Raw genomic sequence first — 13,071 nt, forward strand, 5'->3', positions numbered from 1 at the left:
CCCTTGGGAGTATATAAATCCATGGATTCCCGCGTCTCTCCAGCGTCCATAAAGATTGTCCCATCGGCATCGTTCGGCGGGAGAATCGGTCAAAATGGCAACCCAGTTCAAACAGGAAATCCTGCCCGCTCCCTTTGACCAGCCGGCGATCCTGACGCTTGAACAATCGCTGTCGCTGGAAGTCAGCGAAGCCAACCGCCTCTATGCCCGGCACCTCAACCGGCATCTGCTGGGGCTTTATGGCATATTGGGCCTCGATGACCTCGATGTGCGGGCAGCAACAGGCACTGTGCTGCATCTGGCGGATGGACGGGAGGTTCTGGATTTTTCTACTGGCATGGGCGCGGCGGGCCTCGGCCATAATCACCCCCGCATCGTCGCCGCCGAACAGCTGTGCCATGCCCGGCAGGTGCTCGACATCATAAAGCTCGCCCCCCACAAATTGCAGGCGGCCTTGGCCTATAATCTGGCGCAAATCCTGCCCGATCCTCTGGACACCAGCTTCTTTTCCACCTCAGGCGCCGAAGCCAACGAAGCGGCAATGAAACTGGCAGAGCGGATCCAGACGCCAAAGGGTAAACGGAAATTCCTCTGCATGCGCGGCGCCTTCCACGGGAAGACGCATGGCGCGCTGGCGCTGACGACCGCCACAAATGTCCATACCGGCTTCCTGCTGGGCGTGCCGAAGGAGAATCTTATCTATATCCCGTACGGCGACATCGACGCGATGCACCGGGCGATCGCGGAGGAAAGCGGCGCAAACGGCAACAGCATCATCGCAGCCATCATCGAACCGATCCGTGGCACGGCCTGCGAGGTCCCCCCGGCCGGATATCTGAAGCAATTCGCCCAGCTTTGCCGCGACAATGACATATTGTCGATCTTCGACGAGGTGAAGGTCGGTTGTGGACGGACTGGCCGCTTTTGCGCCTTCATGCACGAAGATGTGGTGCCGGACATGGTGACCCTTGCCAAGACCTTGGGCGGCGGCAAGCGGGCGATCGGCGCGATGGTGACTTCGCGCGCCCTGTTCGAACAGGCCTATGGCAATCGCAACGACTGCAACCTGCACAGCTCCACCTTCAGCGGGATCGGTGAAAGCTGCGCGGTCGCGATCGAGACGCTCAACACGCTCTATGAAGACGGGTTGATCGACAATGCGCGAGAAATGGGGGATTATCTGGAGGCAAGGCTGGAAGCGTTGCACATCAAATATCCGCGCACCCTCCTTGAAGTGCGCGGCCGGGGACTGTTCCGCGCCATCCGGGTCAATTTCCGTGAAGATTTGGCGGCCAAGCTGGTCGACGTGTCCAACAATCCCCTGTTCCTCACCTATCAGTCCGTGCTGATCGGCGCGCTCGCCCGGCAGCTTTTCGACCGGCATGGCGTCCTGGTGCATTTCCAGCCCGGCGCGCGGGACATGCTGCACTTCATGCCGCCCTTCACCGTCACCAAGGCAGAAATAGATCGGCTGGTGGATGGGCTCGACGATATCTTCGATCGCGGCATTCCGGACTCGGTGCTCCATTTCGTCGCTGGAAATGTGAAGCGCATCCTGGCTGGCTTCCGGGCAAAGCCGTGATGTATCCATTCCAACCCGATGAGGCTCTGGCCCGTGCCCGGTCCGGCATCGTGCTGGACCGGATCAGCGCGGGCGGCCTGCCGCTCCTCGCTCTTCTGCTGTTCCTGCTGGTGACGCACCACGGCATCGGCATCTGGCCGGACAGCACCCGCTACATGAGCCTGTCGAGCCAGCCCTGGGACGCACCGCTTTATCCTGCCTTGTTGCAACTGGTGGCCATGCCCGGCATCGACATCGTCAGTGGCGCCTGGGGCATCGGGCTGGTGCTGGCGCCGCTCAACGCCTTTCTCGCCTGGTATCTGATACGGACAGCAAGCGGCAGTCCAGCGGCGGCGGCCCTGGGCACCGCGATCATCATCATCGCGCCGCAGACGGTGACGCTGCATGGCCTCGCCATGTCGGAGCCGCTGTTCCTTACCACCATCTATGGCACGCTGATCGCGCTTGCCCGCTATCTGCGCGATGCGGACGGACGCTGGCTGATCATGGCGGGGATCGGCATTGGCCTTGCCTCTCTGACACGCTTCACCAGCCCGGCGCTCGGCGCGGCGATCGCATTGTTCCTGCTGATCGATCCACGCCAGCCTTTGCCGGGCAGGTTCGCAAACATCCTCCGCATCCTCATCCCATCGGCGTTCATATTCTTTGGATGGGTTGCGCTAGGCGAAGCGGTGAATGGCAGGTCGACCGGCCGTCCGCTGGAGTGGCTGGGCAACATGACGGTGGCCGATTGGTGGCTGAGCTTCCACGCGATGACCGCCTGGCTCTTGCCGGACGATGTTCCAGGACCAGCGCGTGGCGCCGTGTTCCTCCTGGCGCTGGGTGCGGGCCTCTTCGCCGTGGCCCTTCATGGCCGCCGCGCGCTCAGGCGGACAGGTGGCGCGGATGTGTCCCTGCTCGCCGTGCCGCTGGCCCTGTTCTTCTTTACCTACCTCGCCTTTATGGTGCTCGCGACATCGATAGAGGCCAATCTCCACATGAATGGCCGCTATGCCTATCCGATCTATTGCACCAGCGTCATGGCGGCAGCGATCACGGTGGCGCAGCTGGACCGCGCATCCACGGCAGCACGCCTGCCGCGCTTCATCCTGATCGGCATTGGCTGCATGATGCTGGCCAGTCATGCCGCCCGCACGACCGTCCGCACCTACAATGATTATCACAAGGGCGTGGGCTATGCGGCGCTGGACTGGGTCCGGTCCCCCACGATCGCGGCGGTCGCGCGCTTGCCGCGGGACGCTGTAATCTACTCCAACGGCCCCGATGTCATCGGCTATCTGCTGCGCCGTCCGGCGCGCGACGTTCCCATGCACATCAGCCTGCGCATCGGCCGGGAGGACGCGCAGTTCCCCTATGCCAGGCAACTGGCGTCAGCCAGCGCCGCGCTGGCGCGCGGCAATGCCTATGTCGTCTTCCTGAACGGGATCGACTTCCGCTTTTACATGGCGTCGGAGCGCGAGCTTGCCGGTCGCCTGAACCTGGTACGCGCCGCCAAGCTGGAGGACGGCGCCATTTATCGACGCGCGTGGGGCAAGGAGGGCAACAATGAGTGAGGAAGCCATGACGGTCAGTCCAGTTCAGGCTCCACATGGACGGTGGCGCGATTATGTCGCCATCGCCCGGCTGGACCATATGACGAAGCATGTGTTCATCCTCCCGGGGATCGTGCTGGCCTATGTGCTGCGGGATCCGGCACAGGACCCGCGCCTTGTCACGCTGCTGCTCGGCCTGATCAGCGCCGTGGCGATCGCTTCGGCCAATTATGTGATCAACGAATGGCTGGATCGCGACTTCGACGCCTTTCACCCGCTCAAGTCCGCCCGTACCGCGGTTCAAAGCAGCTTGTCGGCACCGATCGTCTATGCCGAATATCTGCTGCTGGTCGTCGTGGGCCTGTCGCTTGCGGTACAGTTGGGGGCGCTGTTCGCCTGGACTTCGGCGGCCTTCGTCCTGTCGGGCATCATCTACAATGTGCCGCCGGTGCGTACCAAGGACCGCGTCTATCTCGACGTGATCAGCGAGAGCATCAACAATCCCATCCGCCTGATGCTGGGCTGGACGATGATCGAACCTTACAGCCGCGCGCCCGCGACGCTGCTGCTCGCCTACTGGATGGGTGGCGCGTTCCTGATGGCGGCAAAGCGGCTGGCCGAATATCGCGACATCAGCGAGACGGGCGGGGCTGATCTGCTGGCACGCTATCGCCGGTCCTTCGCCAGCTACAATGCGGAAAATCTGGCAGTCTCCTGCATGCTCTATGCGATGCTTTCCGCATTCTTCGTCGCGGCGTTCCTGATCCGCTATCGGCAAGAATATATATTCGCCCTGCCGTTCATCGCCGTCCTGTTCGCCAGCTATTTCTGGCTGGCGATGCGGCGGGATTCGGTTGCGTCCCGCCCCGAACGGCTGTTCCGGTCGCGGCGTTTGATGATGGCGTCCTTCATCGTCATCGCCGCCCTTGCGGGGCTGTCCTTCATCGACATTCCGTCGATCAGCGAACTGTCCTCCCCCAGCCATGTCTATGCCCGCCCGTGAAGACTGCCGTTCCCTGGGACAGGTTCGACCTGATCGTGTTCGACATGGACGGCACCTTGTACGACCAGCCGCGCCTGCGGCGGCGCATGGCCGGCCTGCTCGCGCGGGAGGCCATTCGCAGCCGCAGCCTGCACGTGATGCGCACGCTGTCGGCCTATCGCAGGAAGCGCGAAGCCATGGGCGAGATCATGGCGAGCGACTTCGCCGACGCGCAATATGCCTTGCCCGGCCAGCAGCCCGACAGGGTGCGCGCCATCGTCGCCGACTGGATGGAGCAGCGCCCCCTGCCCTTGTTGCGCGACTGCCGCACGCCGGGAGCGGGATCGCTGTTCGCGCGGCTGGCGGAGCGCCATGTGCTGGCCGTCTTTTCCGACTATCGGCCCGAAGGAAAGCTGACCGCCCTGGGCCTGTCGGCGCATCTGTGCGTGACGGCGGAGGATGTCGGCCGCCTGAAGCCCGACCCGGCGGGCCTGCTGTGGCTGATCGATCAGGCGAAGACCGTGCCCGCCCGCACCTTGATGATCGGCGACCGCGATGACCGGGACGGTGAAGCGGCGCGGCGGATCGGCGTGCGGTCCCTGATCCGTGGCCGGGACTTCCGTCATTTTCGGGAGCCCATGTTCCGCCATGATGCCTGATGCCCGCTCCGCCATCAGCGCACTCGTCGAGGCGGTCGCGCGGCGGGAGAGAGGCGATGCCGCGCAACCGGACGTGGCGCTCCGCTTCGTCATGGACAGCCTTGCTGGCATGCCCGGCTATCTCCGCCCGCCCCTCCATCTGGCGACGCTTGCCTTCGACGCCTGGCCGATCGTCTCGCGGGGCCGCCCATTCCACCGCCTGCGCCACGAAGACCGGCTGCGGCAGATCGATGCGTGGGAGCGATCCGTCCTCGGGCCGTGCCGCATGCTAATGACCCTCTATGTCAGCCTGACGCTGTTCGGGCTGTGGCCCGACGAACAGGAGGAGAAGAGCGGACAGCAGGAGAACAGGCGCTATGGCTGACCGGCTTCGCGTCGATGTGGCGGTCCTGGGTTCAGGGCCCGGCGGATCAGTCACCGCAGCGCTATGCGCCGAGGCAGGTTTCCAGACGCTGCTGCTGGAGGAAGGGCCCGACCTCCCGCTGGACGCATGCAGGCATTTTTCCGGCGAAGAGATCGTGCGCAAATATCGCAACAGGGGTCTCAGCCTCGCCTTCGGTAAACCATCGATCAGCTATATGGAAGGATGCTGCGTCGGGGGCGGGAGCGAGGTCAATCGCGGGCTCTACCATCGCACGCCCGCCTATGTGCTGGACCGGTGGGCGCGCGAGTATCAGGTCGATGCGCTGACGCCCGACGCGCTTGCGCCGCATTTCGACGCCTGCGAGGCGAGAGCCAGGGTTGCGGGCCTCCCAGGACGAGCGCCCCCTTTGTCGCAGCGGCTGGGCGATGGCGGCGCGGCCCTTGGATGGGACAGCATGCAGGCGCCCCGGCTGTTCGACTATGCCAGCGGACGAAAGCAGTCGATGAGCGAAACCTTCATCCCGCAATTCCGCCGTGCAGGCGGCGAGCTGATGGCAGGCACGCGAGCGCTGCGCATCGCCCGCGCCAACCGGCGATGGCGGGTCAGCGCCGTCCGCGACGGGCGCACGCTGGAGATAGAAGCCGATGGCCTGTTCGTCGCGTGCGGAGCGGTCCAGACGCCTGCGCTGCTGCGCCGGTCCGGCATCCGGCACAATGTCGGGAACAGCCTGCGCTTTCATCCGATGCTGAAGGCGGTTGCCCTGTTCAGCGACGCGGTGAACCGGCCCGGCGATCCCGATCCCGTCCACCAGATCAAGGCATTCGAGCCGCGCTTCGGCATTGGCTGCTCGATCAGTTCGCCCGCCCTCCTCGCGCTCGCGCTGGCGGGCAACCCGGCGATGCGCGCCCACATTGCGCAGGCTTCGGATCGGATAGGGCTTTATTATGTCCAGAATGGCAGCGGCCATGCGCGGGTCAGGTGCCTGCCGGGCGCGCGCGATCCGATCGTGTCGGTGGCGCATGAGAGCAATGAGCTGGAGGCGCTGTATGACGGGCTCCGCCATCTGCTGCGCGCCCTGTTCGCCGCCGGGGCAGAGGCGGTTCAGCCCTGCCTGCCCGGCCTTCCCATGCTGCGATCGGCTGCTGAAATCGACGCGCTCCCGGCGAGCCTGCCCCGCAAGTCGGCATCGCTCTCTTCGGTGCATGTTTTCGCCTCCTGCCCGATGGGAGGCAATCAGCGGATCACCGCGACCGACAGCTGGGGACGGGTGCATGGCGGGGACGGGTTGCGCATCGCCGACGCGTCATTGATGTGCGGCCCGACCATCGCCAATCCGCAAGGATCGGTCATGGCCATCGCCCATCGCAACGCACTTCATGCGATCGAAAGGCGGTTCGCTTGACCACGCACCTCGTGACCGGCGGATCGGGCTTCATCGGCTCCCGCGTCGCCTTACGCCTGCATCAGGCCGGGGATAAGGTGCGCGTGCTGGATATCGTCCGCGATCCCGGACTGCCGCCGGACATCGAATTTCGTCAGGGCAGCGTCTGCGATCGTGCCACCGTTGCCTGCGCAATGCGGGGCGTGGACGTGCTGCATCATCATGCCGCCCTGGTTGCCCAGTCCAACGCCGGCAGCCGCTACCAGCAGGTCAATGTCGATGGGTCGCGCATCGTTGCGCAAGAGGCCGTCCGGGCCGGAACAAGCGCATTCGTGCATGTGAGCAGCACCGCCATCTTCGGCTTGCCTCCCAGAGGCGCGATCACTGGCGCGACTATGCCCCGCCCGTTCGAACCCTATGGCCGGTCGAAATTGGCGGCAGAACGCATCGTGTCGGACATTTGCGGCGCGGCGGGCATAGCGCTCACCATCATCCGGCCGCGCGCCACCTTGGGCAAAGGCAGGCTCGGCATCTACCAGATCCTCTTTCAATGGATCGCGGAAGGGCGGCGGCTGTTCATCATAGGCGACGGATCGAACCGGATGCAGTTCATCCATGCCGACGATCTGGTCGATTTCATTCTGCTGGTCCTCGCCCGGGGGCAGCCAGGAACCTATAATGTGGGAACCAACCGCTTCGGCACCTTGCGGCACGATCTTGAAGGATTGATCGCCCATGCTGGCAGCCTGTCGCGCATCGTCGGCCTGCCGGCCGCGCCCGCCATGGCCGCGCTGGGCCTGCTTCGCCGGATGCGGCTCTCGCCGCTCGTCCCATGGCAATATCGGACCTATCATCGCGACTGCTGGTTCGATACCGCGCCGCTTGAAGAGCTTGGCTGGACAGCCCGCTATTCGAATGCGGACATGCTGGCGGAAAGCTATGACTGGTTCCGCACGCACCGCGTTGCCGAACGCGGCGCCTCCGCGCATCGGTCGGCCGTCGATCAACATATGATCGGACTGCTACGCCGTCTTTCCTGACCCGCTGAGCGGCAGCCACAGGATCGCGAACAACGCCGTCGGTGCCCACAGCAGAAGATGCGCCAGCAGCAGGACAGCGGCGGCAAATCCCGGCTCCACGCCACTGCGCGAAAAAATCTCCAGTCCGAACAGTTCGAACGTGCCGAAATGGCCCGGCAACCCGGGAAACAAGGTGCCAAGCGTGCTGCCGACGAAGGCGGCCATGGGCGCCGCCCACCGCTCCACAGCGCCGTTCAGGCTGATCCATGCCCCCATCATGACCATCGCTTCCAGCAGCCAGCAGAGAAGCGACATGGCCGTCAGACCGGCCAGCAGCCGCAGCGACCGCAGCATCTGGAAACAACCGATGGCGGACACCAGCCATGCCAGCCATTTGTGGCGCATGCTGCCCGCCTTTTCCGCCATGCGGCTCCCGATCAGCACCAGCAATCCAGCCACGCCGCAAACAAGGATCAGCAGCATCAGGCAGAAAAGCCAGTCGCCCGCAACGTGCCATGCGAAGATGCCAAGGCCCAGCAGCAGAAGCGTGAACAGGTCGAAAAAGCGCTCTACCATCATCGCCCCAAGCACGGTTCCAGACCGCAGCCCCATGTTCCGCTGGAACCAGAGCAGGCGGAACACATCCCCCGCGCGCAAGGGCAGCAGGTCGCTGATCCCGAAGCTGGCGATGAACGGACCAGGCACCCTGGCCCAGGGCAAGCTTTGCCCGGACGCCCGCATCAGCAACAGCCAGAAGCGGGCCGCGCGTAGCAGGAAGTCGGCGGCGTAAGCGGCAAGCGCGATCGACAGCGGCAGGATGGACGCCCGGCCGGCGGCCGCGAGGGCGGGGCCCAGATCCACTTGCCGCAAGAAGAGCCAGAGAAATGCAACCCCGACAGCGACGTGCAGGACAAGGCGAACCGGTGCCCGCCGCCCTTCCCGGGCGCACCAATCGCCAAGCGCCAGAAGCTGTGAACCCGTCTGATTCCACCAGGTCGTATCGGATGCCATTCAACGGTGATAGTTGACGGGTCCGCGCATGTCTTTGGCGCGAAAGTCTTACCCAAAAGGTTTCGGCTTCTCCTTATCGCGCACCCTTTGAGAAGGCTTACCCGGCCTTCGCGGCGGCATGCTTCCCGGCGATCCAGGCAAATACCATGGATGGCCCCAGCGTTGCGCCCGCGCCCGGATAAGTTCTGCCCATGACCGGCGCGGCGCAGTTGCCAGCGGCGTACAGTCCTTCGATCACGCTGCCATCCGCGCGAAGGACCCGCGCATGTTCGTCCGCCATCAACCCGCCCTTGGTGCTGAGATCGCCCGGATAGAAACGGGTGGCGTAAAATGGTGCTTTGTCGATCGGGCCGAAGGACGGATTGGGCCGATTGTTGGGATCGCCATAATATTGATCATAGACGTTGTCGCCACGGCCGAAATCTTCGTCGACGCCCTTTTGCGCCATGGCGTTTACGCGTTGCACCGTCCGGTTCAATCCGTCCGCGTCGATGCCGCATTTCTCCGCCAGTTCGCCAAGCGTCGGCGCCTTTATGAAGAAGCCGCTCTTCAAAAATTCGCCATTCACTCCCGGAGGCGTGGAGCCGAAGAAATAGCGGCTGCGATAGCGGTTGTCGAAGATGAGCCAGCTTGGCACTGCGCTGACGCTCTTGTCACGGTCCAGCATGGCACGGCCCGCATTCACATAGGACGCCGCTTCGTTCGTGTAGCGCTGGCCGGACGCATCGACGATGATCGATCCGGGCAAGGTGCGCTCCCAGATCCCGGCATTGATGGTGCCATCGGGCAGGATCGATACCGGATACCAGGTGGCCGCGTCCATCAGCGCGAGATCGGCGCCAGCCTGTGCCCCGATCTGCTGGCCATCGCCCGTGTCATCGGGGCTGGCCGGGCTCCATCGGCCGTCCACTTCCTGAAACTGCCTGCGATAGCTGCTGTTCTTTGCGAAGCCGCCGGTGGCGAGCAACACGCCGTGCGGGGCCATTAACCGTTGTTCGGCAGGCCCTTCGCCCGCGACCACGCCCACGACCCGGTCGCCATCCTTGATCAGCGATTTGATCGGCGTATCAAGCAGGACCGGTATTCCCAGCCTTTGGACGATCGCCATCAGCTGCGCGACCAGCGTCGGGCCCATCGAAAGGGGTTCGCGCCCGCGCACCCGCCAGGCCAACGTCCGCCCCATCATGCGCATGGCGGCGGAAAAGGACTTGAACGACCGCAGCATGGTGGGAACCTGGGGGGCGTCATCCGTGCTCATCACCATCGACGGCATGCCGGACGTGCGCATGGTCTTGAGCCAGCCCGCCAGTTTATTCCCGTCGAAGCTCACTCCCTCCAGCGTGCGGCCTACGCGCGCGCCCGGCTGATCCTGGTGATAGTCGGGGTATCGCGGCGCCCGGCGCCAGCCCAGCCCCTGCGCTTCTAGGCCCCGGACCATGTCCGGACCGGCATTCAGATAAGCAGTCTTGCGTTCGCGGCTGCTGGCCGGGCCGACATCGCCGATGGTTGCTTCCATATAGGCGAGCGCGGCGTCGAAACTGTCTTCGATCCCGTCCCGCTGCATCAGGTGGTTGTTGGGAATCCAGACGCCGCCGCCGGAAAGAGCGCTGGTGCCGCCCCAGCAGGACGCTTTTTCGATGATGATCGGGTTGAGCCCGTTCAGCTTGGCGGAAATCGCGCCCGCAAGGCCGCCCGCGCCCGTCCCCACCACGATAAAATCCGCTTTCGCCATCATCGAACGCCTTGCCCCTTTTCGCGGTCCTGCCGCTGCTAATCGCACTCTCGCGATCGATTCTGGCAGTCCCCTAACGTAAGGGCCTTTGGCGATGCAAGGAAATGGCGCAATGTCAGCTATTGCTGCCCTTGATCAAGGTCATCCGCAGGCATTGGCATACGATTTCGTCACGCTGGTTGATCATGCGGTGCGCGAAGGTGACAATTCCCGCGCCCGGACGGGACTTGCTGGCCTTTAGCTCCATCACCTCGGTCTCCGCGCGGAGCGTGTCGCCGATGAAGACCGGCTTTGGCATGACGAGCTTGTCATAGCCAAGGTTCGCGATCAGCGTGCCAAGCGTCGTGTCGCCAACCGTCAGGCCGATCATCAGCGCAAAGGTGAAGGTGCCGTTGACTAGGATCTGGCCGAACTCGCTCGCCTTCGCCGCCTCCACGTCGATGTGCAGCGGCTGCGGATTATGCGTCATGGTCGAAAAGAGGAGGTTGTCCGTCTCCGTCACCGTGCGGCGGATTTCGTGGCGCAGCGTCTCGCCCACCCGCCACTGGTCGAAAAACTTGCCCGCCATCAGGCCGCATCCCCCTTTTCTATCTTCACCAGCAGCGCGCCCTCGCTCACCTGACCGCCTTCGCTGGCGTTGAGCTGCGTGATCGTGCCGTCGAAAGGCGCGACGAGGCTATGTTCCATCTTCATCGCTTCGAGCGTCAAGAGCTTCTGCCCCTTGGTAACCGCCTCCCCCGCCGCGACGGCGACGGCGATGATGCGCCCCGGCATCGGCGAAAGGATCGCGCCGTCCCCCGCGTCCGCCCCCGCCGCTCCATCGGCGCGCCATGGCGCGAGACGCCAGACCTGCCCGCCCTCCGCCACCAGCACATCGTCAGCGCCGTCGCCGCCCTGACGCGGATCATAGGTGATCGTCACCGCCTCCCCATCCAGCAGGAACATGCCTTCGCGCCGCACCGGGGCGTTGAGACGAAAGCCGGCAAGGCCGCCACCCCGCGACAGGCTGGCGGCGGCATCGGCGAGCGCTTCCTCGCTTGGCCGGGCGGGCGGCATCAGCGCCTCGCCCGCGCGCTCGATCAGCCCGGTGTCCAGCCGCGCGGCGGCGAAATCGGGATGCTCCAGCGCCTTCACGAGAAAAGCGGCATTGGTCTTGAGCGGCCAGACCGCGCTCTCATCCAGCGCCTGCGCCAGCGCTGATCGGGCGGCATCGCGGGTCGCGCCATGCGCAATGACCTTGGCGATCATCGGGTCGTAGAAAGGCGAAATTTCCGCGCCCTGCTCCACACCGGTATCGACGCGCACGTTCCGGTCGCTGAGCTCAAAGACGTCGAGCCCGCCGATCGAGGGCAGGAACCCCTTGGCCGGGTCCTCCGCATAGAGGCGTGCCTCCATCGCCCAGCCGTCGATCGACAGTTCCTCCTGGCTCTTCGGCAGCTTTTCTCCGCAAGCGACCCGAAGCTGCCATTCGACCAGGTCCTGGCCCGTGATCGCTTCGGTGACGGGATGCTCGACCTGCAACCGCGTGTTCATCTCCATGAACCAGATGCGGTCGGCCTTCAGACCCTCCGAACCATCGGCGATGAATTCGATCGTGCCCGCGCCGACATAGTTTACCGCCTTGGCCGCATTCACCGCCGCCCGGCAGACCGCCGCGCGCGTGTCCGCATCCATCCCGGGTGCGGGCGCTTCCTCGATCACCTTCTGGTGACGACGCTGGAGCGAGCAGTCGCGTTCGAACAGATGGACGACATTGCCATGAACGTCGCCGAATATCTGCACCTCGATATGGCGCGGGTTGGTGATCCATTTTTCCAGCAGCACGGCGTCATTGCCGAAGCTCGACGCCGCCTCGCGCTGGCAGGAAAGCAGCGCGTCGGCAAAGTCTGCGGCGCTGTCGACCTTGCGCATGCCCTTGCCGCCACCGCCCGCCACTGCCTTGATCAGCACGGGATAGCCGATCGCGTCGGCCTCTTGCCTGAGCCGCTCCGGGGACTGATCGTCGCCCAGATAGCCGGGCGTGGTCGGCACTCCGGCATCCTGCATCAGCGTCTTGGCCGCGTCCTTCAGCCCCATGGCGGTGATGGAGGACGGATTGGGCCCGACCCAGATCAGTCCCGCATCGATGACGGCCTGCGCAAACGCGGCATTTTCCGAAAGGAAGCCATAGCCCGGATGGATCGCCTTCGCGCCGGTTTGCCTGGCCGCGGCGATGATCCTTTCGCCCAGCAGATAGGATTCCCGAACCGGCGACGGCCCGATATGCACCGCCTCGTCGGCGGAGCGAACATGCAGCGCTTCCGCGTCGGCATCGGAATAGACCGCGACGGTGCGGATGCCCAGCCGCCGCGCGGTGCGGATGATCCGGCAAGCGATTTCGCCGCGATTGGCGATGAGAAGAGACTGGATCACAAGGATTTCCCCAATCTGTCATGCTGAACTTGTTTCAGCATCCATTTCGCGGCAGGCGCAGAACAATCATGGAAAAGCAGCCTTGCGTCTACATTCTCAGCAGCAGGCCCTATGGGACGATCTACATAGGCGTCACGTCCGACCTGATTTCCCGGCTGCACCAGCATCGTGGCAACGCTCTTCCCGGGATCACCGCGCGCTATGCAGTGCATCAGCTGGTCCGATTCGAGATGTTCGGCGACATGGAACGCGCGATCCTGCGCGAGAAGCAGCTGAAGCGATGGCACCGCCAGTGGAAGATCAATCTGATCGAAAGCGACAACCCGCATTGGGCGGACCTTGCGCCGTCGCTCGGGCTTCCTCCGCTGCGGCCCGATGGATGCTGAAACACGTTCAG

12 protein-coding genes are annotated in these 13,071 nt (G+C 64.4%); 8 read left to right on the plus strand and 4 right to left on the minus strand.

What is annotated here, in order from left to right; all coding sequences use genetic code 11:
- The first annotated feature begins 94 nt into the window (after positions 1–94).
- Genes SPHS8_RS14760 through SPHS8_RS14790 form a run of 7 tightly spaced genes read left to right on the plus strand, consistent with a single transcriptional unit; the run spans position 95 to position 7,540 of the window.
- A complete protein-coding gene (locus tag SPHS8_RS14760) occupies positions 95–1,582 on the plus strand; it encodes an aspartate aminotransferase family protein (RefSeq protein ID WP_201516194.1) in 1,488 nt (495 codons plus the stop codon).
- A complete protein-coding gene (locus SPHS8_RS14765) occupies positions 1,582–3,135 on the plus strand; it encodes an ArnT family glycosyltransferase (protein ID WP_236575193.1) in 1,554 nt (517 codons plus the stop codon). The genes SPHS8_RS14760 and SPHS8_RS14765 overlap by 1 nt, the downstream gene beginning before the upstream one ends.
- The gene (locus SPHS8_RS14770) at positions 3,128–4,117 is read left to right on the plus strand and encodes a UbiA family prenyltransferase (RefSeq protein WP_201516196.1); all 990 of its coding nucleotides are present in this window, start codon (positions 3,128–3,130) and stop codon (positions 4,115–4,117) included. The genes SPHS8_RS14765 and SPHS8_RS14770 overlap by 8 nt, the downstream gene beginning before the upstream one ends.
- Positions 4,114–4,755 carry an HAD family hydrolase gene (locus SPHS8_RS14775; protein ID WP_201516197.1) on the plus strand — a complete coding sequence of 214 codons (642 nt, stop codon included), beginning with the start codon at positions 4,114–4,116 and terminating at the stop codon, positions 4,753–4,755. The genes SPHS8_RS14770 and SPHS8_RS14775 overlap by 4 nt, the downstream gene beginning before the upstream one ends.
- A complete protein-coding gene (locus tag SPHS8_RS14780) occupies positions 4,745–5,119 on the plus strand; it encodes a hypothetical protein (protein WP_201516198.1) in 375 nt (124 codons plus the stop codon). The genes SPHS8_RS14775 and SPHS8_RS14780 overlap by 11 nt, the downstream gene beginning before the upstream one ends.
- Positions 5,112–6,521, plus strand: coding sequence for a GMC family oxidoreductase (locus SPHS8_RS14785; protein WP_201516199.1), 1,410 nt, complete (start codon positions 5,112–5,114; stop codon positions 6,519–6,521). Before SPHS8_RS14780 ends, SPHS8_RS14785 begins: the two co-directional genes overlap by 8 nt.
- Entirely contained in the window at positions 6,518–7,540 is a 1,023-nt protein-coding gene (locus SPHS8_RS14790; RefSeq protein WP_201516200.1) for an NAD-dependent epimerase/dehydratase family protein, read from the plus strand. The genes SPHS8_RS14785 and SPHS8_RS14790 overlap by 4 nt, the downstream gene beginning before the upstream one ends.
- On the opposite strand, the gene SPHS8_RS14795 is transcribed toward SPHS8_RS14790, so the two are convergent.
- From SPHS8_RS14795 to SPHS8_RS14810, 4 genes are all read right to left on the minus strand, one after another.
- Positions 7,523–8,530, minus strand: coding sequence for a lysylphosphatidylglycerol synthase transmembrane domain-containing protein (locus tag SPHS8_RS14795; protein WP_201516201.1), 1,008 nt, complete (start codon positions 8,528–8,530; stop codon positions 7,523–7,525). The two genes, SPHS8_RS14790 and SPHS8_RS14795, sit on opposite strands and share 18 nt — an antisense overlap.
- A 97-nt stretch (positions 8,531–8,627) precedes the next feature.
- Complete coding sequence (locus SPHS8_RS14800; protein ID WP_201531069.1) at positions 8,628–10,265, minus strand: FAD-binding protein; 1,638 nt, start codon at positions 10,263–10,265, stop codon at positions 8,628–8,630.
- 112 nt (positions 10,266–10,377) lie between these two features.
- A complete protein-coding gene (locus SPHS8_RS14805) occupies positions 10,378–10,830 on the minus strand; it encodes a MaoC family dehydratase (RefSeq protein WP_201516203.1) in 453 nt (150 codons plus the stop codon).
- Positions 10,830–12,674: an acetyl/propionyl/methylcrotonyl-CoA carboxylase subunit alpha gene (locus tag SPHS8_RS14810; protein ID WP_201516204.1), complete on the minus strand. Its 1,845-nt coding sequence runs from the start codon at positions 12,672–12,674 to the stop codon at positions 10,830–10,832. Before SPHS8_RS14810 ends, SPHS8_RS14805 begins: the two co-directional genes overlap by 1 nt.
- A 68-nt stretch (positions 12,675–12,742) precedes the next feature.
- Between SPHS8_RS14810 and SPHS8_RS14815 the strand changes: the two genes are divergently transcribed.
- A complete protein-coding gene (locus SPHS8_RS14815) occupies positions 12,743–13,060 on the plus strand; it encodes a GIY-YIG nuclease family protein (protein ID WP_201516205.1) in 318 nt (105 codons plus the stop codon).
- The last annotated feature ends 11 nt before the right edge of the window (positions 13,061–13,071 follow it).

The organism is Sphingobium sp. S6, assembly GCF_905120495.1.
Taxonomy (GTDB): domain Bacteria; phylum Pseudomonadota; class Alphaproteobacteria; order Sphingomonadales; family Sphingomonadaceae; genus Sphingobium; species Sphingobium agri.

Coding starts and splice junctions, on each gene's coding strand:
- SPHS8_RS14760 (WP_201516194.1), top strand. CDS start 95: ATGGCAACCCAGTTCAAACAGGAAATCCTGCCCGCTCCCTTTGACCAG.
- SPHS8_RS14765 (WP_236575193.1), top strand. CDS start 1,582: ATGTATCCATTCCAACCCGATGAGGCTCTGGCCCGTGCCCGGTCCGGC.
- SPHS8_RS14770 (WP_201516196.1), top strand. CDS start 3,128: ATGAGTGAGGAAGCCATGACGGTCAGTCCAGTTCAGGCTCCACATGGA.
- SPHS8_RS14780 (WP_201516198.1), top strand. CDS start 4,745: ATGATGCCTGATGCCCGCTCCGCCATCAGCGCACTCGTCGAGGCGGTC.
- SPHS8_RS14785 (WP_201516199.1), top strand. CDS start 5,112: ATGGCTGACCGGCTTCGCGTCGATGTGGCGGTCCTGGGTTCAGGGCCC.
- SPHS8_RS14795 (WP_201516201.1), bottom strand. CDS start 8,530: ATGGCATCCGATACGACCTGGTGGAATCAGACGGGTTCACAGCTTCTG.
- SPHS8_RS14800 (WP_201531069.1), bottom strand. CDS start 10,265: ATGATGGCGAAAGCGGATTTTATCGTGGTGGGGACGGGCGCGGGCGGC.
- SPHS8_RS14805 (WP_201516203.1), bottom strand. CDS start 10,830: ATGGCGGGCAAGTTTTTCGACCAGTGGCGGGTGGGCGAGACGCTGCGC.
- SPHS8_RS14815 (WP_201516205.1), top strand. CDS start 12,743: ATGGAAAAGCAGCCTTGCGTCTACATTCTCAGCAGCAGGCCCTATGGG.